We start from the raw sequence: 26,650 nt of genomic DNA, 5'->3' as shown, positions 1-26,650 counted from the left end.
GGTTTTGAATATGTGGATTGTCTCGAAACAATCAACTCAGGAAGAACTGGCCAATACATTCAGAAAGCTGATGAAAGCGCCTGATATTTTGAAAATACCAGGCGTTCATGACGGGATGGCAGCCATTACCGCAAAAAACATCGGCTTCAAAGCGCTCTACCTCTCCGGGGCAGCCTACACGGCAAGCCGCGGACTCCCTGACCTCGGAATGATTCATTCCCAGGAAATCGCTGAAAAAGCCAGCGAACTTGTGAGAGCCGCAAATCTTCCGCTTTTGGTCGATATCGACACCGGCTACGGCGGTGTCCTAAATGCGGCGCGCACGGCGGCCGAAATGGCTGAAAGCCGGGTCGCAGCCGTTCAAATCGAAGATCAGCAGCTGCCTAAAAAATGCGGACATTTAAATGGAAAGACGCTTGTCCCGGCAGAAGACATGATCGCAAAAATTAGAGCGATAAAAGAAACCGCCCCTTCACTCGTCATTGTGGCACGCACGGATGCAAAAGCAGCGGAAGGAATGGAAGCCGCCGTCAGACGCGCCAATTTATATGCCGACGCGGGAGCCGATGCCATCTTTCCGGAAGCATTAACGAGCGCAGCCGAGTTCAAGGAAATGGCCTCATCCATTAAAGCGCCGCTCCTCGCCAATATGACCGAATTCGGAAAAACGCCTTATTACACGGCTGACGAATTCCAAATGCTCGGCTGCAGCATGGTTATTTACCCGGTAACCTCCCTGCGCGCTGCCGCAAAAGCTTATGAACGGGTCTTCGCAGAAATTTTCGAAAAAGGCACGCAAAAGGGTGTGCTCGATGACATGCAGACGCGCGAAGAATTATATGATGCGATTCAATACTACGACTATGAAAAATTGGACGAAAATATCGCCAAAACGGTGCTTCCCGAAATCGGAAAAGAACATCGTTAATACGAGAAAAAAGGCTGCCGAATTGTCGGCAGCCTTCTCCATTTACAGCAGTTGCATCAATGCACCGCCGGCAGCACCGGCTGCAACGATGATCCATGGCGGAAGCTTCCAGTAGACAAGCAGGCTGAATAAAACCGCGGCGAATGCAAAATCAACCGGCGCCAATATCGAGCTGGTCCAGATCGGATGATAAAATGCGGAAATCAATATTCCCACAACGGCTGCATTCACTCCCATTAAAGCGCCTTTCACTTTAGGATTGCGGCGCAGCGTATCCCAGAAGGGCAGCGTCCCCAAAATCAGCAGGAACGCCGGCAGAAAAATCGCCGCTGTGGCGAGCATTCCGCCTTGCCAGCCGCTGATCACCGCACCAAGATATGCAGCGAATGTGAACAAAGGCCCCGGGACAGCTTGAGCGGCTCCATACCCGGCTAGAAAAGCCTCTTCGCTTAACCAGCCCGTCGGTACAAATTCCCGTTCTAATAACGGCAGGACCAGATGCCCTCCGCCGAAGACTAAAGAACCCGACCTGTAAAAACTGTCAAACATGGCAATCCAGCTGGAAGATGTCAGTTCTCTGAGCATCGGCAGCAGTATGAGAAGCCCGAAAAACAAGCTGAGACAAACCGCCGCAAAACGGCGCGACACTGGAAATCGCATGACAGAATCATCTGTCTCAACTTGCTCTTTATAGATGAGATAACCGGCGAAAGCGGCGAGCAGGATGACTCCGACCTGTGTAAAAGCCGTCTGCCAGAGAAGGGTGGCGACTAGAGCAAACAGCGCGATCGCCTTGCGCCTTTTATCAGGTGTCAGCTTTTGCGCCATCCCCAAAACAGCATGGGCGACTACGGCTACGGCTACGATTTTCAACCCATGAATCCAGCCGGCTGTCCCGATATCGAAGCCTTGCAGAATCATAGCAAATAATACGAGTGCTATGACAGATGGGAGAGTAAACCCGATGAACGCTAAGATGCCTCCAATGATGCCGGCTCGCATGACGCCGATTCCGATCCCCACCTGGCTGCTGGCAGGGCCGGGCAGGAACTGGCATAAAGCGACCAGATCGGCATAGTTTTTTTCGTCCATCCATTTTCTTTTGCGGACATATTCAGCATGAAAATATCCCAAATGGGCGATCGGCCCTCCGAACGATGTCAATCCAAGCCTGGTTGAAACGAATAGAATTTCAAGCAGCGACCTCAAGCTTCGGTCCGCTTTATGCTTTGTCATGATTTCACTCCTCTATTCTTTAATTTCTTTAAACAGTTCATATGCTTTCAACCTTGCTTCCTTCAGTACGCTTGCTCCTTTTTCCGTAGTTGAGTAGTATTTTCTGATTTTCCCGTCCACATTCTGTTCTTCTTTTCGAAGAAGTCCGTCAGATTCCATTGAATGAAGGATCGGATACAGCGTTCCCGCACTGATGTTATATCCGTGCTCTTTCAATTCCTCAAGCATCCACAAGCCGAAAATCGGATGTTCGCTGGCGTGGTGCAAAATATGAATTTGAATAAATCCCAGAAATAGCTTTCGCAATACTTTATCTTCCAATACCGCACCCCCTTTAACGAAACTCAATATCGAAATCCGATATCGACAGTTTATAACGAAAGTGTAGCATCGGTTCTCTCTCTTTTCAAGGTCTTTTGCCCTTAAAAAAACAAGCCCAAACATGGGCTTGCCTGTTTCAAACATTTACGACTGATACTGTACACGATGAAGATTCGCAAAAATACCGCCGCGCTCAACCAGTTCATCATGTGTTCCTTCTTCTGCGATTCCGTTTTCTGTCACGACCACAATCCGGTCGGCATTGCGGATCGTAGCAAGTCTGTGAGCAATGACAAGCGTCGTCCTGTCTTTTGCGAGCTCTGTCAAAGCGTTTTGAATCACCTGCTCCGTCTCTGTGTCAAGTGCTGATGTGGCTTCGTCCAATATGAGAATCGGCGGATTTTTAAGAAACATCCTGGCGATTGCGATCCTTTGCTTTTGGCCCCCTGACAGCTTCAGCCCTCTTTCGCCGACTTGGGTCTCATAACCGTCCGGGAGCGACTCGATCAGCTGTTCTAAATGCGCCATTTTGGCGGCCCGCTGAATCTCTTCATCTGTCGCATCCAGTTTTCCGTAGGCGATGTTTTCGCGGAGCGTCCCCGTAAAAAGAAACACATCCTGCTGGACGATGCCGATTTGCGAACGGAGAGAACGTTTTGTCATGTCGCGAATATCGATGCCGTCAATTGTGATGGCTCCGCCGTCTATATCGTAAAAACGCGGAATCAGCGAGCTGATCGTCGTTTTGCCCGCTCCCGAAGGGCCGACAAAAGCGACCGTTTCTCCGGCTGTAATTGACAGATCGACGCCTTGCAGGACAGGTTTATGTTTTTCATAGCCGAACGTCACATTCTTGAAGACGATGTTTCCTTCCAACAGCTGAACATCAATCGCATCTTTGCGGTCGACAATCTGCGGCTTTGTATCGATCAACTCCGTAAACCGCTTAAATCCTGCCATTCCTTTCGGATAAAGCTCCAAAATGGCGCTGATTTTATCAATCGGCTTAAACAACACGTTGACATAAAGAACAAACCCGACGAATTCCCCGTAGGACATATTCCCGGAAAAACTGAGCCAAGCTCCGTACACAAGCACTGCCAGAATCATCAGCCGCGTCATCAAAAAGGTCCCCGCAGTCGTGAGAGCCATCGTTTTGTAGCCTTTCAGCTTCGCCTTGCGGAACTTTTGATTGTTCTTTAAAAACCGGGAAATCTCAAAGCGTTCATTCGTAAAAGATTGAACGACGCGAACGCCTGAAACACTGTCCTCAACCCTGGCGTTAACATCGGCGATTTCGCTGTACATCTGGCGCCAAGCGCGGTTCATCCTGATATTTGAATAAGTGATTAAAATAATCAATAACGGCACAAACAGAACAGCAACCAAGGCAAGCTTCACATTAATCGTCAGCATGATCCAAAATGCACCGAAAAAGGTCATCACGGCGATGAACAAATCCTCCGGTCCGTGATGGGCCAGCTCTCCGATATCAAACAGATCATTTGTGATGCGGCTGATGATATGTCCAGTTTTTGTATTGTCAAAGTATCGGAAAGATTGGCGCTGTACATGTTGGAAAAGCTCCTGGCGCATATCCGTTTCAATATTGATGCCGAGCTTATGCCCGAGATAATTGACAATGTATTGCAGGCCCGTGCTGAGCAAATAAATCAGTAAGAGGCCGATGCTTACCCAGACAATTTCAAGCCAGTCTCCCCCGGGAATCAGCGTATCGATGAACCACTGAACGACTAGGGGAAAAGCCAGCTCAAGCACTGCGACGATGATCGCACTGCTGAAATCGATGAAGAACAGACGTTTATGAGGTTTATAGTATGAAAAAAAGCGGCGTATCATAAGATGATGTGCACTCCTTTTGAGAATCTTTACGAGATTGATCGTATCACAGATTGGCATCGGAAGTGCAAAAATTTTGAAAAATAATTGAAAATTATTCTCAAGTAGACTGTTTTATAAAGGAATTCCCGTTTCTTTTGCTCCCTGTGCAACAAGCTTAGCCATCTCATTTGCACCGAAATCGCAAAAATGGGTGTCATCCCTGGCTCCGTCCGGATAGTTGGGTTGTTCCCCCGGTTCAAGCCATAAAAACAGCTTTTTGGAAGCTTCCGGGCCCAGCGATTCAAGCAATTGACGGCTTTTGGAGGCGAGATCGATGAGCGGCACCCGAAGCTCTTCCGCAAGCTGTATCATCGCATCAGGATAGTCGCCGTGGGTATTTTTGAACCGGCCGTCGCTTTCAAATGATCTTCTCTGGACCGGTGTAATGAGGACCGGATTGGCTTTTTTTAACCGGGCGTCATCTATATACCGGCGCAAGTGCTGCTTGTAAGTCGTATATGGCTCTGTATAGCGATCATCCGGCTTTTGGTCGTTATGACCAAACTGGACAAACAAATAATCGCCGCTTCGGATCTGTGTCATGATTCGCTCCAGCCTGCCTTCTTCAATAAAGCTTTTTGAACTTCTCCCTGATGCCGCTTCATTGCGGATCAAAACACCGTCTCTTAAAAACGCGCCAATTTTCTGTCCCCAGCCTGCACGCGGCGCCCTGTCGCTATCATAATCGCAAACCGTTGAATCCCCGGCCAAAAACAACTGAACGTCTCTCATTATCCATCCCCCTCATTCCTTTTTGTTTTATATTAAAAGGCCCCTCAAAGAACCGCAACCCAACATACATATTTGCCCATTTTGTTCTTTATACGACTCCTTTTTATAAAAAAGGCTATAAATTGATAGAAAACTATCAATTTATACTAATTTTTTTTAGAAATTTATCTAAAAATATTTACTTGGATGGTAAATGGTGATAGATTAAGTAAACAAGAAAAGGAATATAGTTGATCGCGATCTCGTTTCTACCTTTTCTTGAAAATAATAGGACGTCCTCTACTTTTTAACTTTAACATTGCATTTAGGAGGAACTTATCGATGCTTAAACGAAAATTCATTCGCAAAATCAGTGTTGGTCTATTAGCTTCTGCAGCATTGTTTTCATTTATCATTCCTACCCAAGGGGCAAATGCCCAAGAGGTGAAAACAAATCATTTTAGAGGACCGATCTTTTGTCCGCCGCCATTCAAGCCGTGGCCTAAGCCGCAGCCGGATTATCCGCAACCGGATAACCCGACTCAGAAGCCTGTGCTTGAGGCAAAAACCATTAACAGCAATAAAGAGTGGTCAACTTCTGACATCGAAATTACTTATAAACCAAACACTTTTGTCGGTTCAAGCTATGTTGAATTTCATTTTCCATACCGTTTTCATGCAAGCACAAGAGATACACTAAATGGAAAAACACTTGACTATACACAAATTTTAAATGATGGACAAACGGTCCGAGTTCCCGTCTATGCTTTAAGCTCTTCTGAGTTCAAATTAGTGATGGTTCGGAAAACGCTCCCAAATGCAGGGACTCACAGAATTACTGCTGAACTGCAACAAAATGGAAAAAACATCAACCATGCTGAAACAACTTTGGAGATTGTTCCTCGTTAAATCAATGTTCGGCCTGCCGGCATCAATTTGCCGGCAGCTGTTCTGCTGTATTTCCCTTTACATATCATGCATTTTTTAAAAGTTTTTAGAATTTTTCTCAAAAAATATTTACTTGAATGGTAAACGGTGATAGATTGATGGAGCAGGAAAAGGAATATAGTAGATGATGAACTTATTTTTTCCTTTTTCATCTTTTTTAACAACATTCATTAGGAGGGGGAAGTACATGTTAAAACGTAAATTTATCGGTAAAATGGGAGTCGGGCTATTAACTTCAGCAGCATTGTTTTCTTTCATTCTTCCGACGGAGGAAGCGAGCGCCACTTTTTTCAGAAACGCTCCGACGCTTCATGTCGAAACGGTTGACAGCAACAAAGAGTGGACAACCTCAGACATTGAAGTCACTTACAAACCGAACTCTTTTGTCGGTGCAAGCTATGTTGAATTTAACTTTCCATACCGCTTCCATGCGAACACAAGAGATTCGCTGAACGGCAGAACACTGAACTATACACAAATTTTAAATGACGGGCAAACCGTCAGAGTGCCGGTTTATGCTTTCAGCTCTTCTGCGTTCAAACTGGTCATGGTTCGGAAAACGCTTCCAAACGCAGGAACCCACAGAGTCACTGCGGAGCTGCAAAAGTTCGGACGAAACTACAACCACGCTGAAGCTACAGTTGATATCCTGCCACGCTAAAACATTTCAGCCTGCCGGCAAAAGAACCGGCAGGCTTTTTTCATTTAAGCGCTGCCCGCCGAACCAGCATGTTAAAACAAGCGAGCGCGCTTATATTGCAAAACAGAATGACGACTGCCATCGGTAAAGCTGTATGGCTTCCGCCAATACCGACGAGCGGCGCCGCGGCAGCTCCTAAAATAAACGGAAGCAGTCCTAAAAGCGCAGATGCGCTTCCGGCCGATTTACCCTGGCTCTGCATCGCTAAGGATCCGCTGGTCGTCGTCACGATTCCGATGCAGGAAACCACGACAAACAGCGGAATTAAAATCAGAATCAGCGGTGCTTTGAAAAAGACAGAAACAAATAAAACAACGCTTGCGGTAAAAGACAGCAGCAAACCGCTCCGCAAAAGGGAAGCTTCGCCGAACCGGCCGGCAAGCCTGCCCGTAATCTGGGCCGCGATAATGATGCCCAAGCCGTTTAATGCGAAACAAAAACTAAAGGCTTGCGCCGACAATTTGTAAATGTCCTGCAAAACAAACGGAGAGGCCGATATATAGCCGAACATCCCCGCTACGATCAGCCCTTGCGCCAAAGCGTATCCCATAAATGTGCGCTGGCCGAAGAGCCTTCCAAATGATACAAACGTCTCTTTAAACCCGCCTGCCGTGCGGTTTTCCGGAGACAGTGATTCTTTAACTCCGAATATAACGGACAAAATCATCAGCAAGCCAAAAAGGCCGATAATGAAAAATACGCCGTTCCAAGTCGTCCATTTCATCAGCTGGCCGCCCGCTACCGGGGATATGATAGGCGCAATCCCGTTAACCAGCATCAAGAGCGAAAAGAACTTTGTCAATTCTGTACCAGAATATAGATCACGAGCAATCGCGCGTGATATGACAATGCCGCCTGCACCCGCTGCACCTTGAATAAAGCGCATCGCAATCAAGACCCATACAGAGGATGTCATAGCACATAAAAATGAGGCCGCGGCAAAAACGGACAGCGAAACGATCAGCGGGAGCCTTCTTCCAAGGACATCGCTGAAAGGACCGATGACAATTTGGCCGATTGCCAGCCCCAGTAAACACGATGTTAAACTGAGCTGAACGACGGAAGCATTCGTATGTAAATCAGATGCCATCTGCGGAAGGCCGGGCAAATATAAATCGATCACAACCGGACCGATTCCCGATAAAATACCCAATATGACAGCGATCCATACCCTGTTCGGCTTAGCTTTTGACTGAGCCGCAAGATCTGTCTGGCTGTTAAGCGTACCCATTGGATCACTCCTTTTTTATATTTTGAAATACGCCCTCGAAACCTTTCAATGTATTGTACACCTTAAGCTATGAAGATAACAATTAGAAAAACCGGGCAAGCCCGGCTGATTAGTAAGATTCATATCTTTTAAAAACAAAAACGGTGCACATGAACAAAAGCAGCACAATTCCCAAAGACGAAAACACCATCCAGCCGAAAGCATTATCCCATGAACCGTGCATGATAAAATAGTCAGCCTGGCTTTTCGCCTTATCAGGCATCCATTCGGTAAAACGGGGAAATAAGGAACCCGCCAGTGAAACGAAGGCGATGAAACTGATGCTCATGCCGGCAATCCCCCCGATATGACGAAACAGGGCACCGAAAAACATCGTGACCGACATGACAAATACAATCCATATACTGTACACGAATAAACTAAATAAGAACCGGTTAATTTCAACCTTGCCGAATAGAAGGTTTGTATAATAAAAAGCCAAACCGTAGCTCACAGCAAACGAAACCAATACGAGCAGCACCTGCTGAAGCCACTTGCTGCCGATATACTGCAGCGGGCTGACAGGTCTCGCCATCACCAATGAAAGGGATCCTTGGTTTCGTTCGTGGACAATGCTGCCCATCACACTGAAAACGAAAATTGCAGTACCAATCGTGCCGAACTGGGACAAGGTGCTCGCCATCACCTCTTCACTTCCCGGCTTTGGTATGTCGATCACAGCTCCCTCAGGCAAATTCCCGGCCATATCGATAATCTGAGGCATATAATACAGGGTGAGCGGCTGAATCAAGCCCAGAAGGATCAAAATGACTGGCAGCCAAAGCAGCTTTCCGTCCCTCCAGCTTTCCGTCCATTCTTTTTGAAATAACATAAAAAATGAATTCATAGCCCCATCACCTTCAAATACATATCTTCCAAGGACATCGTTTTTTGTTCAAAACGAACAATCGATACTTGCCTGCTCAAGCATTCAGCCAACAGCCGGCGGCTGTCAGACCGATCTGTTAAATAAAATTCAGCTTGTGAAGGCTTATGATACACGACTTTGCTGACATAAGGCAGGTGTTCCAGCCATCCTTCAAGGCTCTCTTCAGCTGTCAGGATATAAGATGGCTTTAAATGCCGATTCTTCAATCTGTGAAGCGGACCTGACCATTTGACAGCCCCTTCTTTCAGCATGATCACTTGATCGCACACCTCTTCGGCATCATGCAGCACATGAGTCGAAAATAGAATTGTCATCTTCTTTTTTAAATCTTTCATCATATCAAGGACTTCGCGCCGCCCCGCCGGATCGAGCGCAGAAACAGGTTCATCCAAAATCAACAGGCTCGGCTCATGAACCAAAGCCTGCGCAAGCCCGAGCCTTTGCTTCATTCCTCCTGAAAAACCGCTGATTTTCCGGTCTTCTTCCTTTTCCAGACCGACATAGCGCAAAGCGGTTCGACTCTTTTCCAGGGCTTCACGACGTTTCATTTTAGAAAGTCTTGCAGCAAACACCATATATTCCAAAGCTGTCATCCATGAAAAAAACGCAGGATGCTGAGGCAAATATCCGATTTCCAGCCTGTTTATCGATTCCCTCCCCAAAAAGCGGATGCCTCCTGATGTAGGCGCCAATAAACCGGAAAGCATTTGCAATGTCGTCGTTTTTCCCGCTCCGTTCGGCCCGAGAAGGGCAACGCATTGCTGATACTCAAGGTCGAAGCTGACATTTCGGACAGCTTGGTCCTGCTGATACATTTTTGTTAAACCATTGACGGACAGCATCACACCCGCCTCCTCTCATATGTTTTTTTACCGATGATAAAGTAAGAGACGGGACCGACAAAACTGATCCCGAAAATGATCAAAATCCACATCCACTTTGGGCCATTCGTTTTCTCCTGTTTGATACAATCGACCAATGCGGACACTGCTAAAATGAAATACAGAACAATGAAAGGAGCGAGCAGCGCCCAAGGTATATCTGTTTCAGTCATGATGACGGCCTCCTTTTCTTATGAAACGGCCTTACAACAAATAAATAATAGAATAATAAAGGCATCGGTATTTGGATCAAGCCCCATATGCCCCAAAACCACGCATTGGCTCCTTTTTTCTTCGCATTAAGAAATAGAAAGATACTCTGCGCAAATAAAAGCGGTGAAATGTAAAGCAGCAGCATCAATTTTTCCTGAGTCATATCAAGATTCATTTAATCAGCCTCCCCGTCAGCCGCACGCCGCCTTTTTTCTAATAGGGCGAGCGCCGGCAGAAATATAAGCGCCGCACCCTGCACCATGATAAAAACAGCCGGCACTTGAACGGAAATCGTCAAGTAAGCCGATAAAATCACCAGCGCCATGACGATAAAACAAAGCAATTCCTTTTTGAGCGCCCGCTTGCGTTCTTGCTTAAACCGCGCTAAACGCTGATTCAGTTCAAATACTTGAGGAACCGGCGGCACAAAAGTATCATCCATTCTTTCGAGTTCGCGTTTCAACTGTGTAATCGTTTCTTTTTCGTCTCGGTCGTTCACTGTCCCCACTCCTTTCGAATCTTCTTTAATCCATGATGCACGCGCGATTTGACGGTACCTTCTTTTATTTTCAGCATGTTTGCCACTTCAGGATAAGTAAACCCGTAATAGTGCCTTAACAAGATTGGCATTCTGAACTCTGGCTCAAGAGCAGCAAAAAGCTCCAAGTATTCGCTCCATTCGTGGCCGTGAAGGGCAGACTTCCATTTCATTTTTCGCAAGGCTTCCTCTCCTGCTGCTTGCGTTTTGCGGTTTTCGCGTTTTTTCCGGCGCTGATGGTCGATAAACAGCCGGGAAGCAATTGAAATCAGCCATGTTGAAAATTTCGCGTTGCCTTGAAACTGATGAAGGCTGACATACGCTTTCAGCATCGTTTCCTGGACCAAGTCCTCTGTGAGATCTGGGTTCAGCGTTAATTTCAGAACATATTGATATACAAAAGGATAGTGAAGCTGAAACAGTATCGTAAAAGCCTCATCTTCCCCGTCTTTTGCCCGTATGATCAGTTCTTTTTCATCTGCTTGATCCACTAAAACGCCTACCCCCTTTCTTTTTGTCTCTGTATCTAGGACGACGGCTGCAAGCAAACCGTTCAATTGTATTTCAATAAGATAAAAAATCATCTTGTTTTCCGAGCGGGGTTTATGATGTACTGGAATTTAAAGGGGTGTGAGTAAAAAGGGATGGAACTGCAAAAACAAATCGTCTATGAAGAAAAACAAATTTTAAGGAAAGATCATATCATCTTTTGGGGTGCCGTCTTTTGTTTCTGGTTTGCTACATACATCTATGTCCCTGTTTTCGGATTATATTTAGACAACATCGGATTTTCATATTCAGCGATAGGAATAATACTCGGAAGCTACGGCGTCACCCAGATATTACTGCGGTTTCCGTTCGGCATCCTGTCAGATGTTCTTTCGCCGCTTAGAAAACAGCTGTTGATCAGCGGCTTTGCAATGTCTCTGTTGAGCTGCTGCATATTTCTGTTGTCCGATTCGTTCATCATGGTGATCACGGCCAGGCTGCTCGCCGGTATGACTGCGGCGATGTGGGTGATGGCAACCGTTTTATACTCGCAGTATTTCACAAAAGATCAATCGTCAAAAGCGATGGGCATCCTGCAGTTTTTAACGGTTCTCCCCCAATTTGTCAGCATGGCTGTCAGCGGATACCTCGTCCATTTGTTCGGCTGGATGTTTCCGTTTTGGATCGGTGTTGCCGTTTCGTGCATCGGGCTGATTCTGTCATTTTACATTAAAGATAACGGCCCCCGCCATACGGCCAAGGAGATGGCTTTGTCAGACTATGTTAAACAGACGTTGCGTCTTCCTGATTTAAAAGCGATTACAACATTATCGTTTTTAGCCCATGCCGTGCTATTTATGACCGTGTTCGGGTTCACGCCGATTTACGCGGAATCGGTCGGCATTGATGAGAAGCAGCTGATTTGGATTATGTGCGCTTTTTTTGTTCCGCAAACGCTGGCTTCCGTGTGGTGTATCTTTTACAAAGTAAAGGCCGCCGATGCACTGATATGGATATCTTATGTGATAACGGCTGTTTTCTTTTCCTTGCTGCCGTTCGCCGAGACCCTTTTCGCAGTGTGTGTGATCCACGCCGTGACAGGACTGACATTGGGGTTTATTTTTCCGCTTTTGGTCAGCAAAGTCGTCCAGCTTGGTACGCCTCAGCTCAAAATGTCTGTGATGGGTTTCTATCAATCTTTTTATGCGCTCGGTTTTTTTCTCGGACCGGTTGTGGCGGGAAAAACGGCTGAACTGTTCGGGCTGCCGGAGGTTTTTTGGTTTGCCGGGGCTTTGTCATTAGCAGGGGCAGGAGTGATGCTCGTTTCAAAGCAGTTTTCGATACGTACAAAAAGCAGGCGGGGATGATGCCTGCTTTTTGGCTTGCTCAATAAGATATTTTAGCAGAGCCGGCAGGATACCAATTGCCATTCTGCGCTTTTGCCCATCCGTAAACCATATCGCCTGAATTGACCTTTTCTCTGATCAGCTCAAGCCTTTCGCTTGAGTTTGCCTCATACCTGCTTCCCGTTTTTGCCGGTATTTTCACAGATAAAATGTTGTCCTTTAATGTATCAGGCTCCTCATCAGTGCTTGTCCATGCGACTCTTTCATAATAAGTCTGATTAAACGGACTCTCCAATCCTTTAATATAAAAGCGGACTGTTTTGCCAACCACCTTGACATCTGTATATGCCGTGCTGTAGGGATGAATCGATTCCTGAGAAATTGACTTTCCGTATGCCAAAACAGACGTTCCGCCAGCACCGCAAAGCATGATTCCCAACATGAAAACGACCGCTGCCAACTTTTTCAACATGAAAACTCCTCCTTTTTTCAACTCTTTATACATGCTTGATTTTACCATATTTTCCGTTTTATTCTTTGCTATGGATTTGTACATTTGTTGAATATAGGGAAATATTGGTTAAAGGGAGTAAGCGGGGATAAGCTTCTTTTGCTCGTTATTTTCTCGACAAATTGGAGCGAACACCCTAAACCTCTTTCTGTATTCTTCTTTTTCCTCCACTGCTGAACCGATTGTCTCCATTATTCCAAAATAAAAAGGATACGCTGAAGCGCATCCATATCTTAATATCAGTTTGAATAGATAATGATGATCCTTTAATAAGGATCTTCACTATGGCCTTTTTCTTCCGCCTGTCTCGGCGCATCTTCGGCGCCTTCTGCCCCGATCGGCTCCCGGCTGGATGTATTTTGGCTGGAAGCGTTTTTTAATCCTTCTTCGACCCTGCTGCCATATTCCTTGTCGCATTGCTTGAGCATCTCGATCATTTTCGTTTGAATTCTTTGATCGCAGGGGGCAAGTGTATTGACCAGATTCGTAATCAGCTCGTCCTTTTCCCAGTCTTCGAATTGCCTGTACGTGTCCCCGGCCTGCTTGAAATTATTCTGCCTTTCGATACTTTCGCGCACCAGATTTCCTTCGACATGCGGGGTATATTCTTTGCCGTCCTGCTTCGCTTCTTTCAGCCCGTTGATAGTTGAAGGTTCATAGTTGATGTGCGGGCTTTGATTTTTGCCTAAGTCGACCTTGTACTGCATCTGGCCGCCCCGCTGATTGGTTGCCACCCTTTTTTTCGGCGCATTGATCGGCAGCTGCAGATAGTTGGCCCCTACCCTGTATCGCTGTGTATCAGAGTAGGAAAACGTACGTCCCTGAAGCATTTTGTCATCGGAAAAATCAAGTCCGTCGACAAGAACCCCTGTTCCAAATGCCGCTTGCTCGACTTCTGTAAAGTAGTCTTCGGGATTTTTGTTTAATACCATTTTGCCGACAGGAAGCCAAGGAAATTGCTCCTCAGGCCATAGCTTCGTATCGTCAAGCGGATCAAAATCGAGTTCAGGATGCTCATCATCGCTCATGATTTGAACGAACAACTCCCACTCGGGATAGTCTCCCCGCTCAATCGCTTCGTATAAATCCTGTGTAGCGTGATTGAAGTTCTTCGCCTGAATTTCTTCCGCCTCTTTTTGCGTCAAGTTTTTTATGCCCTGCTTCGGTTCCCAGTGATACTTCACAAGGACGGCTTCTCCTTCTTGGTTTACCCATTTGTACGTGTTGACACCGGACCCCTGCATCTGCCGGTAGTTTGCCGGAATGCCCCAAGGAGAAAACAAAAATGTGATCATGTGCATGGCTTCAGGCGTGTTGGAAATGAAGTCAAAGATTCTTTCGCCATCCTGCAAATTCGTAACCGGGTCCGGCTTAAATGCATGGATTAAATCAGGAAACTTCACCGCATCGCGGATAAAGAAGATCTTCAAGTTGTTTCCGACTAGATCCCAGTTCCCGTCCTCCGTGTAAAACTTAACGGCAAATCCGCGGGGATCGCGAAGCGTTTCCGGTGAAGATATCCCGTGGGTCACCGTCGAAAAACGGACAAACACCGGGGTTCTCTTCCCTTTTTCCTGAAACAGTTTTGCTCTCGTATATTTTGAGACCGGCTCATCGCCTGCTGTTCCATAAGCTTCAAAATAGCCGTGCGCTCCGGCCCCCCTGGCATGGACGACCCGTTCGGGAACCCTCTCCCTGTCAAAGTGGCTGATCTTCTCCAAGAAATCATAGTTCTCCAATGTGGAAGGCCCCCGGTTGCCCACGGTCCTGATATGCTGATTGTTTGTGATCGGGTGGCCCTGCCGGTTCGTTAACGTCTCATCCGTCTCCATGTCAGATTTCTGCTCGTTTGAATGCTGATCCATCTCCGTACCTCCTTTATTTGGAATTAATAATAACTTATCCCAAATGAAGGGAGTTATTCAGTTTTAATATATTTAATCAACGATAATGAATTTTTCTTTATAATTATTATAAATAAATATTGTTTTTTTCTTGAGAAATGTTATCATTATTTTGTAATTAAAATTTACGCGAGGTGATCCTTTGATGACGACAAATAAAAACAACCTAACAACCAGCTGGGGCGCTCCCGTTGGAGACAACCAAAACTCAATGACAGCTGGTTCACGCGGACCGACGCTGATTCAGGACGTCCACTTGCTCGAAAAGCTCGCCCACTTCAACAGAGAGCGTGTGCCTGAACGAGTTGTGCATGCAAAAGGCGCCGGTGCGCACGGTTACTTTGAAGTCACAAATGACGTTTCCAAATATACAAAAGCCAAATTTTTATCAGAAGTCGGAAAACGCACACCGTTATTCGTCCGTTTTTCCACTGTTGCAGGCGAAAACGGTTCAGCCGATTCCGTCCGCGACCCGCGCGGATTTGCTGTTAAATTTTATACAGAGGAAGGGAACTATGATCTCGTCGGAAACAACACACCTGTTTTCTTTATTCGCGATGCGATTAAATTCCCTGATTTCATTCATACACAAAAGCGCCATCCGGTCACACATTTGAAAAACCCGGATGCCGTATGGGATTTTTGGTCATTGTCTCCAGAGTCCCTTCACCAGGTGACCATCCTGATGTCTGACAGAGGCATCCCCGCCACTTACCGGCACATGCACGGTTTCGGTTCCCACACATTCAAATGGGTGAATGCCGAAGGAGAAGGCGTCTGGATCAAATACCACTTCAAAACAGAACAAGGCATTAAAAACCTGACCGAAGAAGTGGGGACAAAGATTGCAGGTGAAAACCCCGATTATCATACACAGGACTTGTATGAGGCGATTGAAAAAGGAGACTTCCCGGCATGGAAGCTGTACGTTCAAATCATGCCGCTGGAGGATGCGGATACGTACCGTTTTGATCCGTTCGATGTTACAAAAGTATGGTCGCAAAAAGATTATCCGCTGATTGAAGTCGGCCGCATGGTTCTAAACCGCAATCCGGAAAACTATTTCGCAGAGGTTGAACAAGCTACATTCTCCCCTGGAACATTGGTGCCCGGCATTGAACCGTCTCCCGACAAAATGCTCCAGGGACGCCTGTTCGCATATGCGGATGCGCACCGCTACCGCGTCGGCGCAAACCATAACAGCCTGCCGATCAACCGTCCGAAAGCGGACGTCCATAATTATCAAAGAGACGGACAAATGCGCTTTGATTCAAACGGCGGGGGCTCTGTCTACTATGAACCGAACAGCTTCGGAGGCCCTCAGGAATCTCCTGAAAACAAAACAACGGCTTATCCGGTGTCTGGTTCGGCGGACAGCACTTCTTACGACCATAACGACCACTACACACAGGCTGGCGATCTTTACCGCCTCTTGAGCGAAGAAGAGCGGACTCGTCTTGTCAGCAATATCGTAGGTTCGATGAAGCAGGTGACAAAAGACGAAATCAAGCTTCGGCAAATTCAGCATTTCTATAAAGCAGATCCGGAGTACGGCACACGAGTTGCCGAAGGATTGGGCTTGTCCGTTCCGCAGGAAGTTTAAGGCTAAATCATTTCAATCATTCTCAATGAATATTCTCATTTTCTCAGGTACAGGCACCCGTCTTCTTAAGCATGCGGGTGCCTGACCTTAATCAAAGAACGACAGGGGATGTTACGTGTGGAAGACGAACAGCTCGTCCCTTTCTTAAAGAAGCGGGGTTTACGAATAACGGCTCAGCGCGTCCTGATTTTAAAAACGATTGCTTCTCTGGGCGGCCACCCATCGGCGGAAGACATTCACCGGGAATTGCCGTACATGAGTCTCCCGACAATCTACAGCAACTTGAAATTATTTGTGAAGCTCGGCATTTTAAAAGAGCTGTCCCACGGAGACGCAAAAAGCAAATATGAATTATTTACATCAGAGCACTATCATGTTGTCTGTAAATCATGCGGAAAAATCGCTGATCTGGACTATCCTCACCTCAAAGAGGTTGAGCATGCAGCAGCACAATTGACGAACTTTAAAGTGAACTCGCATTATTTAGGGATTTACGGAATCTGTACAACATGCCAAGAACAGCAGCAGAGGTGAAGACATATGAACCGAAAAAAAGTCGGCCTGTTAGTCATGGCATACGGAACCCCTTATCAGGAAGAAGATATCATTCCGTATTACACGCATATCCGTCATGGAAAACGGCCGTCCGATGATATGATTGAAGACTTGAAAAAACGCTACAAGCATATCGGCGGAATCTCTCCGCTCGCGGAAATTACGCTCGCTCAGGCAAAAGAGCTGGAAAAAACGTTGAACGAGCGCCAAGATGAGGTCGAATACGTGATGTATCTCGGCTTAAAACACATCTCTCCGTTTATCGAGGATGCGGTTGAACAAATGAAAAAAGACCAAATTGAAGCGGCCGTTTCCGTCGTCTTAGCTCCCCACTATTCCACCTTCAGTACCGAAGTATACAATCGGCGCGCCAAACAGGCCGCAGCAGCAATCGGCGGCCCCCGGATCGCATCGATTGACGAATGGTACCAGGAAGAAGGCTTTATTCGCTATTGGTCTGAAGAAATCGGCAGCATTTTAAACGGCATGTCTGAAAAAGAACGAAAAAAAGCGGTTCTTGTATGCTCAGCACACAGCCTGCCGGAAAAAATCAAGGAGCATGGAGATCCATACCCGGATCAACTCGAGAAAACGGCCCAACTAATCGGAGAACAACTGTCGTTTGACCAGATCGCCGTAGGCTGGCAAAGTGAGGGCAACACACCCGATCCGTGGCTTGGTCCGGATGTCCAAGACTTAACAAAAGAACTGTATCAGGAAGGCTTCCGGTCATTTATTTACGCACCGGTCGGATTTGTCTCTGACCACTTGGAAGTGCTGTATGACAACGACTATGAGTGTAAAGCGGTTACGGACGAGCTTGGCGCAAGCTATCACCGTCCGCCTATGCCGAACACCGATCCGCGCTTCATCGATACGCTTGCCGCAGTCGTTGAGCGAACATACAACAGCACAGAACAGGAGAAAGCGGGACTGTAAATCGCTCCGAAAAATGAAAAACTGAAGAAAACATGATTTAGAAGCAGAATCTATGGCTATTCATTTCCATAGATTCTTTTTTTGCACCATTATGATGAAAGACCTTCAACTAAAAATGCGCTTATTCTCAGATTCGTGTCATTTGGCATAATCACCAGCTTATGCGCAAATCCAACTCACATCATGATTATTCAGATTATTCAGAAACGTATGCTATGCTCTCTCTGATTCCAATAAAAGGGAGGGATCATCAGTGTCCATCACTTGGCATCCGCCGTAATTGTAAGCGCTTCCTATATAGCGGCGGCATGAAAAAAGAATAGGAGGAATGAATGTGAAGAAATTAATCAGCATCATCTTTATCTTTGTATTAGGGGTTATCGGGTCTTTGACAGCGGCGGTTTCGGCAGAAGCAGCTTCTTCGTTAAGCTCGGGCAAAGTAAATCCGCTTGCCGATTTCAGCTTAAAAGGCTTCGCGACACTAAACGGCGGAACAACAGGCGGAGAAGGCGGTCAGACGGTAACCGTAACAACGGGAGATCAGCTCATTGCGGCATTAAAAAATAAGAATGCAAATACGCCATTAAAAATTTATGTCAACGGCACCATTACAACCTCAAATACATCCGCATCAAAGATTGACGTCAAAGACGTGTCAAACGTATCGATTGTCGGGTCAGGGACCAAAGGCGAACTCAAAGGCATCGGCATTAAAGTATGGCGAGCCAACAACATCATCATCCGCAACTTAAAAATTCACGAAGTAGCTTCCGGCGATAAGGACGCGATCGGCATTGAAGGCCCTTCTAAAAACATTTGGGTTGATCATAACGAGCTTTACCACAGCCTGAACGTTGACAAAGATTACTATGACGGATTATTTGACGTCAAAAGAGACGCCGAATATATTACATTCTCTTGGAACTATGTGCACGATGGCTGGAAATCCATGCTGATGGGCTCATCGGACAGCGACAATTACAACCGGACGATTACATTCCACCATAACTGGTTCGAAAATCTGAATTCGCGGGTGCCGTCATTCCGTTTCGGAGAGGGCCACATTTACAACAACTATTTCAATAAGATCATCGACAGCGGAATTAATTCGAGAATGGGCGCACGTATCAAAATTGAGAACAACCTTTTTGAAAACGCCAAAGATCCAATTGTCTCTTGGTATAGCAGTTCACCAGGCTATTGGCATGTATCCAACAACAAATTTGTAAACTCCAGGGGCAGCATGCCGACTACCTCTACTACAACCTATAATCCGCCATACAGCTACTCACTCGACAATGTCGACAATGTAAAATCAATCGTCAAACAAAATGCCGGAGTCGGCAAAGTCAATCCATAAACTTTGAGGTGAAACGTTCGGAGGCATTCCGAGCGTTTCACTCATTTCCATCCTCATACGCTTTCCAAACCGTAGGCAGCAGATCGGAAAGTTCATGTGCGAGAAGCGTATGGGCCGATCTGGTCTTTGTCCATGCGTCAGCACATGCGCCATGCAGGTGGACAGCATTCAACACCGCTTCTCTCGGATTCTCATGACAGCACAGCATTCCGAGAAGCATCCCGGTTAACGTATCTCCGGTTCCTCCCTTTGCCAGCGCCCCGTTTCCCGTTACATTCCTCCAGCACTTGCCATCCGGGAAAGCAATGATCGTTTCATTGCCTTTCAATACAAGAGTAACACCGTGTTCCTCTGCATAATCTCGAGCATAACCGGCCCGGTTCGTCTCAATTTCTTGAATGGACAAGCCTGTCATTTTCGAAAATTCCCCCGGATGCGGCGTTAATATCACCGGTGCTTCCCTTTCTTGATACGTTCGTTTTGAAAGAGCACCCGCATCAAGGACAACCGGGCAGTCTTTCGTCAATACATTCCGGACCGCTTGCACAGTCATTTGCGAAGGCGGCAGCCCCGGCCCGATCGCAATCGCCCGGTAAGGTTCGGCAATCTCGCCGGACGCCGCCTTTTCTAAGCCGTCCCGCCAATACGTCGCTTCAGGGAGAACGGGGACGATCAACGGAATGGCACTTCCGCACGTTCCGATGACAAGCTTTCCAAGACCGCTCCGCATCGCCCCAATTCCTGCAAGGAGAGCCGCTCCCGGCATATCATCGCTTCCCGCGAGCAAAAGGCCGGTTCCATAAGTTCCTTTATGACTTCCATTCCCCCTTTTCGGCAATGAGCCCTTCACACAGTCTTTCGTCCATATCGGCAATTGTTCTGCAGACATCCGGATCACACCTTTCAATACAAAGTTTAAACAAACGTTTAATTAAATACTAACTGAATATACCCTTCACCGCTCTTTAACATGCAAAATAAAAGCAGTTGATGAGCGGGCCATATAAAAAAAGACAGCTTCTCGGCTTGAAGCTGTCTTTTGCGGTTTTCTACTAAGAAAGCCGGCCGACAGGCGCATCCAGACGATAAAGTCTTGAATAGCGCCGATTGTTTTCCAAAAGCTGCTGATGGCTCCCTGCCATTGCAAGCTTCCCTTTGTCTAAAAACAGAATCCGGTCGGCCGCTTCGGCTCCTGCCAAATGGTGTGTAATCCATAGAACCGTCTTTCCATCAAGCACTTGAAACATCGTTGATAGAAGCTCTTTCTCTGTTTTAGGATCAAGACCTATAGTCGGTTCATCCAATACAACGATTGGCGCTTTCTGCAGCAGAATCCGCGCCAATGCAATCCGCTGACGTTCTCCGCCTGAAAAACGAATGCCCGTTTCCTGAACAGATGTATGATATCCTTCGGGAAGAGACTGAATATAATCGTGAAGTTTCACCTGGCGCGCCGCCCAATACACGTCCTCATCGCTCGCGTCAGGGTTTCCGAGCCTGATATTATTCAAAACCGTCGTATCAAACAGATGCGGCTGCTGATTAAAAACGGAGACTGCGCGTGAGATTTCTCCCTGAAGAGACTGCGCAGAAATGCCGTTCAATGTAATGTTTCCTTTAGAAGGAGCGAGCGCCCCTTGTATTAACGACAAGATCGTCGATTTACCAGCGCCGCTCGGCCCGAGCAAAGCGGTCTTTTCCCCCTGCTTTAATATAAATGAAACACCGTCCAACACCGGATGGCCTTCTTCATAAGAAAAACAAACATCTTCAAAGCGAAGCGTGACATCGTCCAAACCTACAGCCTCCGCCCGTTCCTGCTGAACAGCGCCTCCAATTTCTTCCCTTTTCGGCGGCTCAAGCCCGTCCATTCTTTCTAAAGAATCCTGATACTCAGGGATTGACGCCGCTGCGTCTGAAAGCGGAAAGAAAGCTTCTGTCAAAGGAAACACAACAAGGACAAACGCTGCAATAAACACAGGAGCCAGGGCGCCTTCCGCGCTTTGTCCGCCCGCCCATATTAACATCAGAAGAACAAGTCCTGCCGCCAGGCATTGCATGGCAAAGTCCCTCCAACGACTGAAGCGCATCCGTTTCTTTTCGATCGCCAGCCATTCCTGCTCGGCCGCTTCATACGCATGGACGAAGTCATTTTGCCGGCCGCTGAACACCCAGTCGCTCACGCCCATGACCGCGTCTGTCAGCTGACGGTACAAGAGGCTTCGTCCTCTTTTCAGCACAACATTTTTCGCCCTTGTCACAAGCAGGGAAACAAGCGGAACAAGAAACACGAAAACCGCTGCATAGATCGCGATCAGCCCTGCAAAAGGCCATGAAAAAAAGCCAATAGCAGTGATGAATACGCCATATAAAAGAAGCGCCGACAGCCCGGGAAATACCGTTCTCAAATACATGTCCTGCAAATGCTCAACATCGTCGGCCAAAATGCCGAGCATATCCCCCGTCCGAAAGCGTTCACGCCATTTTAAAGCTTGAGGTTCCAGCATCCTGTAAAGCCTGACGCGCATATCGGATAAAATTTTCAAGATGATATGGTGTCCGGTCAACCGCTCAACATAGCGCGACACCGAGCGCAGAATCCCGAAGGTGCGGACCGCTACGATCGGGACATAAATCATCAAAACATTTTCCGGACGCGTAGCCGCTTTGGATATTAAATAACCGGAGGTAAACATGAGAGCTGCAGCCGAGCATGCCGTCAATCCGCCAAGCAACACGACAATGATCAAAAGCCTTATATTTTTCTTGATATAGGGTAGAATCCACCCGTCTTCATTGTTCATGATGCACCTCCAAACGACTGCGCCTGCACAAGCTCGTAATAAACGCCCCGCTTTTCAATCAATTCTTGATGTGTACCGGTTTCAGCCACCTGTCCATTCTTCAGCACGATAATTTCATCCATATCAAGCATCCAGTGAAGACGATGAGTTGCCATAAAAACCAGTTTGTCTTCAAACAATTTCAGCATCGTTTTTTTCAATTCGTATTCTGTTTCGATATCCAAGTGAGCGGTCGGCTCATCTAAAAGGAGAATCGGACGGTTGCCTAGGAAAGCCCGGGCAACGGCTGTGCGCTGCGCCTGTCCGCCGCTTAATGCCCTCCCGCCTTCACCGATCCGCTCCTCTAAGCCGGACGGAAGCTGATCAATCAGCTCCGTCAGCCCGGCGGCTCTTGCTGCCTGTTCAACTTCTTCGTCAGAAGCGCCGGGATGATAAAAACGGATATTGGCTCCGAGCGTATCCGGAAAGATATAGGGATGCTGCGGAATATACAGGAGCTGATTTTGCCAGCTGTCTGTCTGCAAATGCGTCCTCTCTTTTCCCCCGACTTTGATCACGCCGCTTTTCGTTTCCAAGAAACCGCCAAGCACATCGATAAGCGTAGATTTTCCGGCACCGCTTTCTCCGATGATTCCGATTTTTTTCTTTCCTTTAAACGATAGAGAAATGCCGGATAATGAGGAGTTTTCCTCCTCATCATGCCGCACCTCTACATCCTTGAACTCGATTTGATCGTCGTCTGACCATCGCTCAAGATCCAAAGGCGCCTCATCCTTGAAACCGGGCGACTCCAATATCGCCTTGATCGCTTTACCGGCTTCCCGTCCGTTCAACGTAGCATGATAGTCATTGCCGACTTCCCGGACAGGGAGAAAAAACTCAGGCGCAAGAATCAGAATGGCTAGCGCCGGCTCCAGTATGATAGTGCCGTCAACAAGACCGAGACCGAGAAAAACGGCTACGGTTGCCACGGACAGCATGGTGAAAAAATCCAGTGCAAACGAAGACAGAAAGGCAATTTTAAGCGTGCCCATCGTCGCTTTCCTGTACCGTTCGCTCACATGAAAAATATTCTTCGTATGTGAACGGCTCATGCCCAGCACTTTCAATGTTTCCAGACCGCGCAAGGAATCAGTAAAATGATTTGAAAGCATCTCATACGTCTTCCACTGGCTGTCCGCTTTTCTCTTTGCCGCATAGCCGAGAAGGATCATAAATGCGATTAAAATCGGCATCGTAATCATTAAGACTGCAGCGGAGGATGTGTCTTTAAAAAAGACATAACAGACAACCACCGGCGGTATAACAGCCATGCTGATCATTTTTGGCAAAAACAGCTCCAAATAGCGGCGAAACTGCGCAATTCCTTCCATCGCGAGTGTGACGACGTGACCTGTTCCTTCTTTTCTCGCCAGTCTGGGGCCGGATTGGAAAAGCTTCTCCAAAAACTTTTTCCTCAGGTCGGCCCCTGTCTTGGCGGCATAATCAAAAATCAGCCTTTGCCTGACAAGGGTCACGACATGGCGGAATAAAAAAGCGGCGGTAAATAAGATGATCAGCGGAACAAGCGAACCGACCCGCTCGCCGTTAAAAAGGCGGGTCACCGCTTCAGCAAGCCATTCGGCCTGCATGATAATAGCTGCGCCCTGCATGCATGTCAGTACGGTGAGTGCTGCAAGAATTCGCTTCATTCCTTTATATTGCAAAAGATCTTTTCCCATTAATAAATCATTGGCTCCTTACTGCTGACCCGTTTTCGAAAAACATAGTAGCTCCAGATCTGATAGCCCAGCACGAACGGAAGCAGTGACAGCGCGACGATCGTCATCACTTTTAAAGAATAGTCTCCTGATGAAGCATTATAAACCGTTAAATCATATGCGCTTTTGACCGAGCTGATCATAACGCGCGGGAACAGCGCAGTGAAAATCGTCGCCACTGTGAGGGCGATCCCAGCCCCTGTCATAGCAAATGTCCAGCCGTCGCGTTTTTGTTTCATAAATACGATCGACAGCACATAACAAACGACAATCAGAGCCGCAAGAGGTATCGTCACATGTCCCCTGCCCGTGAACAAGTCCGTTTCAAAAATGGATAAAGCAACAAAGGCAACAAGCGCCGCCAAAACGGCGAATACGACTTTTTTAGCCAGCTGTCTTGCCCGGTCGCGCAAATCGGCTTCCGTTCTCAACGTAATAAAGATCAGGCCGTGCAGCAGGCAGAGAAGTGTAACGGTGACTCCCCCTGTTACGGAATAGACGTTCACATAGTCAGTAAAACCGGCGTGCAGATTCATATCGGCATCAATCGGCATACCACGCAAAATACTGGTAAATAAAACACCGAACAAAAACGGGGGCAGAATGCTGCCGAAAAATACGACCCAATCCCATGTTTTCTTCCATTTTGCGGTTTCGACTTTCCCTCTAAATTCAAACGCGACTCCGCGTCCGATCAATGCAAGAAGAACAAAGACAAACGGAATGTAATATCCGCTGAACATCGTGGCATACCAGTTTGGAAAAGCCGCGAAAATCGCGCCTCCCCCAGTCAGCAGCCAGACTTCATTGGCATCCCAGAAAGGGCCGATCGTATTGATCATCACCCTCCGTTCAAGCTCGTTGCGTCCGAGAAACCGGGTCGCCATTCCGACGCCGAAATCAAAACCTTCAAGAAAGAAAAAACCGATGAACAGCACAGCGACTAATATAAACCAAAGTTCATTAAGAGATACCATGGTAAACCTCCTGATCAAACGGGTCTGTCGATACGGAATCATCATGATGGTGGTCATGGTGTGCAGCCCCTTTTTTAATCTCCCGCACAAACAAGTAGACAAGAACGAGCGCCAGTACAAGATAAATCGCTGTAAACGCGATGACGGAAAACAGCAGCATTCCCGCTGATACGTTCGGCGACACGGACTGCGCCGTTGTCAAAATACCGAACACCGTCCACGGCTGGCGTCCGATTTCAGTCATGATCCACCCCGCCGTATTTGCAATGAATGGAAAGGCGATTAAAGCCACCATCGTCCGCAAAAACCATTTGCTTGTTTCAAGTCTTTTACGGAAGCTGAGATAGAGGCCAGTCAAAGCGGCAACGATCATTAAAAGTCCTGAACCGGCCATGATTCTGAAGCTCCAGAACGTCGTTTTCACCGGCGGAATATAATTTCCTTCTCCGTATTTTTCTTCATATTGCTTTTGCAGCGTCTTCATTCCGGGCACATCGCCGCTGAATTGTTTATAAGCCAAATAGCTGAGCGCATACGGGATGCTGAGCTCTGATTTGTTTTCCTGCTTGTCCGCGTCAATGTTCGCAAGCACCGTCCAAGCTGCAGGATCACCGCTGTCATCCCAAAGCGCTTCGCTGGCAGCCATTTTCATCGGCTGGCTCTTCATCAGATGCTGGGCCTGCTCATGTCCGCTGAACGCTACGCCGATGCCGGAAACAAGCGCCACAATCATCGCGATTTGAAAGGATTTTTTAAAAAAGAGCAATTCCTGTTTTTTCAGCATTTTATACGCGCTGACACCGGCAATGAAAAACGCTCCAGTGGCAAGCGCACCGAAAATGACGTGCGGAAATTCAACCCATAGCTGCGGGTTTTTAATAATCGCAAAGAAATCGGTCATTTCCGCGCGGCCGTTTTTGATCGCGAATCCGACAGGCTCCTGCATAAACGAGTTGGCCGCTAAAATCCAAAACGCCGACATGATCGTTCCAAGCGAAACAAGCCAGATGGACAGCAAATGAATCTTCTTCGGAAGCCGGTCCCAGCCAAATATCCACAAACCGATAAACGTCGATTCCATAAAGAAAGCAAGCAGCGCCTCCACCGCGAGCGGAGCGCCGAATACATCACCGACAAAGCGGGAGTACTCCGACCAGTTCATTCCGAACTGAAATTCCTGTAGAATCCCGGTGACCACACCGACTGCAAAATTAATTAAAAATAAGTGCCCCCAAAATTTAGCCATCGTTCTGTAAATGTCTTTTTTCTTTACGACGTATAGAGTTTCCATTAAAGCAACCATAAAGACAAGCCCGATTGACATCGGCACAAAAATAAAGTGAAAGATCGTTGTTGAAGCAAATTGAAATCTTGCCAAAATGAGTTCGTCCACTGTTCCAGTCTCCTCCTCTTTGTTCTAGCCGGACCGTTGCCGAATGGCATCACCCTTGCTCAAAGTTTCACATGAATCTTATGAATATGATCACAGACAAAAGGGTGACCTTGGCCCGCATTGATGTTCCGATATTATCCGGATGGTTATTTATACCTGTACTTTACCGCGAATCCCTTCTTAAATAAAGTACATATTCCCTAATTTATGGATGTCATTGTGACAATTATCCGAAGAAATTATAGATATTTTGTGACGCGGTGGTTAACAAGAACTAAATCAGCATGAGAAAAATGCCCCTCATTCCCGCGGAGCATTTCGTCATTCAACGATTGCGATTCTCTGCGCAAAGCCTTGCGGATCAAAAGAATACCGTTATATGCAATCAAACAAATTCGGCGCTTTCCTTCAGTTTGAAAACGCCTGACGGAAAGTCCTGCTATTTTGTCCAATCTGTGAAATCTTCCCTCAG

General features: G+C 47.0%; 26 protein-coding genes. 8 read left to right on the top strand and 18 right to left on the bottom strand.

The window, feature by feature from the left end; translation table 11 throughout:
- Positions 1 to 10 precede the first annotated feature (10 nt).
- The gene (gene prpB, locus M1D90_RS01270; RefSeq protein ID WP_026580301.1) at positions 11 to 928 is read left to right on the top strand and encodes a methylisocitrate lyase; all 918 of its coding nucleotides are present in this window, start codon (positions 11 to 13) and stop codon (positions 926 to 928) included.
- Between the two features lie 42 nt (positions 929 to 970).
- Here prpB and M1D90_RS01265 read toward each other — a convergent pair whose 3' ends face one another.
- From M1D90_RS01265 to M1D90_RS01250, 4 genes are all read right to left on the bottom strand, one after another.
- Positions 971 to 2,164 carry a chromate transporter gene (locus M1D90_RS01265; RefSeq protein WP_456283092.1) on the bottom strand — a complete coding sequence of 398 codons (1,194 nt, stop codon included), beginning with the start codon at positions 2,162 to 2,164 and terminating at the stop codon, positions 971 to 973.
- Between the two features lie 12 nt (positions 2,165 to 2,176).
- Positions 2,177 to 2,485 (bottom strand): PadR family transcriptional regulator, encoded by a 309-nt coding sequence (locus M1D90_RS01260; protein WP_020453412.1) that lies wholly within the window; start codon positions 2,483 to 2,485, stop codon positions 2,177 to 2,179.
- Between the two features lie 144 nt (positions 2,486 to 2,629).
- The gene (locus tag M1D90_RS01255) at positions 2,630 to 4,345 is read right to left on the bottom strand and encodes an ABC transporter ATP-binding protein (protein WP_035337976.1); all 1,716 of its coding nucleotides are present in this window, start codon (positions 4,343 to 4,345) and stop codon (positions 2,630 to 2,632) included.
- A gap of 114 nt (positions 4,346 to 4,459) precedes the next feature.
- Complete coding sequence (locus M1D90_RS01250; protein WP_035337979.1) at positions 4,460 to 5,122, bottom strand: rhamnogalacturonan acetylesterase; 663 nt, start codon at positions 5,120 to 5,122, stop codon at positions 4,460 to 4,462.
- 318 nt (positions 5,123 to 5,440) lie between these two features.
- Between M1D90_RS01250 and bslB (M1D90_RS01245) the strand changes: the two genes are divergently transcribed.
- Together bslB (M1D90_RS01245) and bslB (M1D90_RS01240) are read left to right on the top strand one after the other, a co-directional pair.
- The gene (bslB, locus tag M1D90_RS01245) at positions 5,441 to 6,007 is read left to right on the top strand and encodes a biofilm surface layer hydrophobin BslB (protein ID WP_309539595.1); all 567 of its coding nucleotides are present in this window, start codon (positions 5,441 to 5,443) and stop codon (positions 6,005 to 6,007) included.
- A gap of 226 nt (positions 6,008 to 6,233) precedes the next feature.
- Positions 6,234 to 6,707, top strand: coding sequence for a biofilm surface layer hydrophobin BslB (gene bslB, locus M1D90_RS01240; RefSeq protein WP_023856950.1), 474 nt, complete (start codon positions 6,234 to 6,236; stop codon positions 6,705 to 6,707).
- Between the two features lie 40 nt (positions 6,708 to 6,747).
- Here bslB (M1D90_RS01240) and M1D90_RS01235 read toward each other — a convergent pair whose 3' ends face one another.
- The 7 genes from M1D90_RS01235 to sigY form a co-directional block, all read right to left on the bottom strand.
- The gene (locus tag M1D90_RS01235) at positions 6,748 to 7,977 is read right to left on the bottom strand and encodes a multidrug effflux MFS transporter (RefSeq protein ID WP_456283091.1); all 1,230 of its coding nucleotides are present in this window, start codon (positions 7,975 to 7,977) and stop codon (positions 6,748 to 6,750) included.
- 109 nt (positions 7,978 to 8,086) lie between these two features.
- The gene (locus M1D90_RS01230) at positions 8,087 to 8,863 is read right to left on the bottom strand and encodes an ABC transporter permease (RefSeq protein WP_396278895.1); all 777 of its coding nucleotides are present in this window, start codon (positions 8,861 to 8,863) and stop codon (positions 8,087 to 8,089) included.
- Positions 8,860 to 9,747, bottom strand: coding sequence for an ABC transporter ATP-binding protein (locus M1D90_RS01225; protein WP_328038110.1), 888 nt, complete (start codon positions 9,745 to 9,747; stop codon positions 8,860 to 8,862). The genes M1D90_RS01230 and M1D90_RS01225 overlap by 4 nt, the downstream gene beginning before the upstream one ends.
- Entirely contained in the window at positions 9,747 to 9,959 is a 213-nt protein-coding gene (locus tag M1D90_RS01220) for a PLD nuclease N-terminal domain-containing protein (RefSeq protein WP_456283090.1), read from the bottom strand. The genes M1D90_RS01225 and M1D90_RS01220 overlap by 1 nt, the downstream gene beginning before the upstream one ends.
- Positions 9,956 to 10,174, bottom strand: a complete 219-nt coding sequence (locus M1D90_RS01215; protein ID WP_302052703.1) for a transcriptional regulator — start codon at positions 10,172 to 10,174, stop codon at positions 9,956 to 9,958. The genes M1D90_RS01220 and M1D90_RS01215 overlap by 4 nt, the downstream gene beginning before the upstream one ends.
- Positions 10,175 to 10,498, bottom strand: a complete 324-nt coding sequence (locus M1D90_RS01210; protein WP_020453422.1) for a YxlC family protein — start codon at positions 10,496 to 10,498, stop codon at positions 10,175 to 10,177. It lies immediately after the preceding gene.
- Positions 10,495 to 11,028 carry an RNA polymerase sigma factor SigY gene (gene sigY, locus M1D90_RS01205; protein WP_023856948.1) on the bottom strand — a complete coding sequence of 178 codons (534 nt, stop codon included), beginning with the start codon at positions 11,026 to 11,028 and terminating at the stop codon, positions 10,495 to 10,497. The genes M1D90_RS01210 and sigY overlap by 4 nt, the downstream gene beginning before the upstream one ends.
- A gap of 153 nt (positions 11,029 to 11,181) precedes the next feature.
- Between sigY and M1D90_RS01200 the strand changes: the two genes are divergently transcribed.
- Positions 11,182 to 12,393: an MFS transporter gene (locus tag M1D90_RS01200; protein ID WP_456283089.1), complete on the top strand. Its 1,212-nt coding sequence runs from the start codon at positions 11,182 to 11,184 to the stop codon at positions 12,391 to 12,393.
- Positions 12,394 to 12,412: 19 nt separating this feature from the next.
- Here M1D90_RS01200 and M1D90_RS01195 read toward each other — a convergent pair whose 3' ends face one another.
- Both M1D90_RS01195 and M1D90_RS01190 read right to left on the bottom strand, forming a co-directional pair.
- A complete protein-coding gene (locus tag M1D90_RS01195) occupies positions 12,413 to 12,844 on the bottom strand; it encodes a hypothetical protein (protein WP_026580310.1) in 432 nt (143 codons plus the stop codon).
- 305 nt (positions 12,845 to 13,149) lie between these two features.
- Positions 13,150 to 14,748 (bottom strand): catalase, encoded by a 1,599-nt coding sequence (locus M1D90_RS01190; RefSeq protein WP_456283088.1) that lies wholly within the window; start codon positions 14,746 to 14,748, stop codon positions 13,150 to 13,152.
- A 184-nt stretch (positions 14,749 to 14,932) separates the two neighbouring features.
- Between M1D90_RS01190 and katA the strand changes: the two genes are divergently transcribed.
- The 4 genes from katA to M1D90_RS01170 all read left to right on the top strand — a co-directional run bounded on the left by katA (position 14,933) and on the right by M1D90_RS01170 (position 19,244).
- A complete protein-coding gene (gene katA, locus M1D90_RS01185) occupies positions 14,933 to 16,390 on the top strand; it encodes a catalase KatA (RefSeq protein WP_023856947.1) in 1,458 nt (485 codons plus the stop codon).
- Positions 16,391 to 16,507: 117 nt separating this feature from the next.
- Positions 16,508 to 16,924 carry a Fur family transcriptional regulator gene (locus M1D90_RS01180; RefSeq protein ID WP_020453429.1) on the top strand — a complete coding sequence of 139 codons (417 nt, stop codon included), beginning with the start codon at positions 16,508 to 16,510 and terminating at the stop codon, positions 16,922 to 16,924.
- A gap of 6 nt (positions 16,925 to 16,930) precedes the next feature.
- The gene (hemH, locus tag M1D90_RS01175) at positions 16,931 to 17,884 is read left to right on the top strand and encodes a ferrochelatase (RefSeq protein WP_020453430.1); all 954 of its coding nucleotides are present in this window, start codon (positions 16,931 to 16,933) and stop codon (positions 17,882 to 17,884) included.
- Positions 17,885 to 18,218: 334 nt separating this feature from the next.
- Positions 18,219 to 19,244, top strand: coding sequence for a pectate lyase family protein (locus tag M1D90_RS01170; RefSeq protein WP_026580314.1), 1,026 nt, complete (start codon positions 18,219 to 18,221; stop codon positions 19,242 to 19,244).
- Between the two features lie 37 nt (positions 19,245 to 19,281).
- Here M1D90_RS01170 and M1D90_RS01165 read toward each other — a convergent pair whose 3' ends face one another.
- The 5 genes from M1D90_RS01165 to M1D90_RS01145 all read right to left on the bottom strand — a co-directional run bounded on the left by M1D90_RS01165 (position 19,282) and on the right by M1D90_RS01145 (position 26,178).
- The gene (locus M1D90_RS01165) at positions 19,282 to 20,133 is read right to left on the bottom strand and encodes an NAD(P)H-hydrate dehydratase (protein WP_456283087.1); all 852 of its coding nucleotides are present in this window, start codon (positions 20,131 to 20,133) and stop codon (positions 19,282 to 19,284) included.
- Between the two features lie 163 nt (positions 20,134 to 20,296).
- Positions 20,297 to 22,048: a thiol reductant ABC exporter subunit CydC gene (gene cydC / locus M1D90_RS01160; protein ID WP_456283086.1), complete on the bottom strand. Its 1,752-nt coding sequence runs from the start codon at positions 22,046 to 22,048 to the stop codon at positions 20,297 to 20,299.
- Entirely contained in the window at positions 22,045 to 23,769 is a 1,725-nt protein-coding gene (gene cydD / locus M1D90_RS01155; protein ID WP_145625368.1) for a thiol reductant ABC exporter subunit CydD, read from the bottom strand. The genes cydC and cydD overlap by 4 nt, the downstream gene beginning before the upstream one ends.
- On the bottom strand, positions 23,769 to 24,785 hold the full coding sequence (gene cydB, locus M1D90_RS01150; RefSeq protein ID WP_020453435.1) for a cytochrome d ubiquinol oxidase subunit II: 1,017 nt from the start codon (positions 24,783 to 24,785) through the stop codon (positions 23,769 to 23,771). Before cydB ends, cydD begins: the two co-directional genes overlap by 1 nt.
- Positions 24,772 to 26,178, bottom strand: a complete 1,407-nt coding sequence (locus M1D90_RS01145) for a cytochrome ubiquinol oxidase subunit I (protein WP_020453436.1) — start codon at positions 26,176 to 26,178, stop codon at positions 24,772 to 24,774. The genes cydB and M1D90_RS01145 overlap by 14 nt, the downstream gene beginning before the upstream one ends.
- Between the last annotated feature and the right edge of the window lie 472 nt (positions 26,179 to 26,650).

The organism is Bacillus sp. JZ34, assembly GCF_053903205.1.
This window is presented reverse-complemented; position numbering and strand designations above follow the sequence as displayed.

Excerpts from the sequence above, each read along its gene's own strand:
- cydB (WP_020453435.1), bottom strand. The coding sequence starts at position 24,785 with ATGGTATCTCTTAATGAACTTTGGTTTATATTAGTCGCTGTGCTGTTC.
- M1D90_RS01225 (WP_328038110.1), bottom strand. The coding sequence starts at position 9,747 with ATGCTGTCCGTCAATGGTTTAACAAAAATGTATCAGCAGGACCAAGCT.
- M1D90_RS01215 (WP_302052703.1), bottom strand. The coding sequence starts at position 10,174 with ATGAATCTTGATATGACTCAGGAAAAATTGATGCTGCTGCTTTACATT.
- katA (WP_023856947.1), top strand. The coding sequence starts at position 14,933 with ATGACGACAAATAAAAACAACCTAACAACCAGCTGGGGCGCTCCCGTT.
- M1D90_RS01190 (WP_456283088.1), bottom strand. The coding sequence starts at position 14,748 with ATGGATCAGCATTCAAACGAGCAGAAATCTGACATGGAGACGGATGAG.
- M1D90_RS01230 (WP_396278895.1), bottom strand. The coding sequence starts at position 8,863 with ATGAATTCATTTTTTATGTTATTTCAAAAAGAATGGACGGAAAGCTGG.
- M1D90_RS01200 (WP_456283089.1), top strand. The coding sequence starts at position 11,182 with ATGGAACTGCAAAAACAAATCGTCTATGAAGAAAAACAAATTTTAAGG.
- bslB (WP_309539595.1), top strand. The coding sequence starts at position 5,441 with ATGCTTAAACGAAAATTCATTCGCAAAATCAGTGTTGGTCTATTAGCT.
- prpB (WP_026580301.1), top strand. The coding sequence starts at position 11 with ATGTGGATTGTCTCGAAACAATCAACTCAGGAAGAACTGGCCAATACA.
- M1D90_RS01265 (WP_456283092.1), bottom strand. The coding sequence starts at position 2,164 with ATGACAAAGCATAAAGCGGACCGAAGCTTGAGGTCGCTGCTTGAAATT.
- bslB (WP_023856950.1), top strand. The coding sequence starts at position 6,234 with ATGTTAAAACGTAAATTTATCGGTAAAATGGGAGTCGGGCTATTAACT.
- hemH (WP_020453430.1), top strand. The coding sequence starts at position 16,931 with ATGAACCGAAAAAAAGTCGGCCTGTTAGTCATGGCATACGGAACCCCT.
- M1D90_RS01255 (WP_035337976.1), bottom strand. The coding sequence starts at position 4,345 with ATGATACGCCGCTTTTTTTCATACTATAAACCTCATAAACGTCTGTTC.
- M1D90_RS01235 (WP_456283091.1), bottom strand. The coding sequence starts at position 7,977 with ATGGGTACGCTTAACAGCCAGACAGATCTTGCGGCTCAGTCAAAAGCT.
- cydC (WP_456283086.1), bottom strand. The coding sequence starts at position 22,048 with ATGAACAATGAAGACGGGTGGATTCTACCCTATATCAAGAAAAATATA.
- M1D90_RS01220 (WP_456283090.1), bottom strand. The coding sequence starts at position 9,959 with ATGACTGAAACAGATATACCTTGGGCGCTGCTCGCTCCTTTCATTGTT.
- M1D90_RS01165 (WP_456283087.1), bottom strand. The coding sequence starts at position 20,133 with ATGTCTGCAGAACAATTGCCGATATGGACGAAAGACTGTGTGAAGGGC.
- cydD (WP_145625368.1), bottom strand. The coding sequence starts at position 23,769 with ATGGGAAAAGATCTTTTGCAATATAAAGGAATGAAGCGAATTCTTGCA.
- M1D90_RS01195 (WP_026580310.1), bottom strand. The coding sequence starts at position 12,844 with ATGTTGAAAAAGTTGGCAGCGGTCGTTTTCATGTTGGGAATCATGCTT.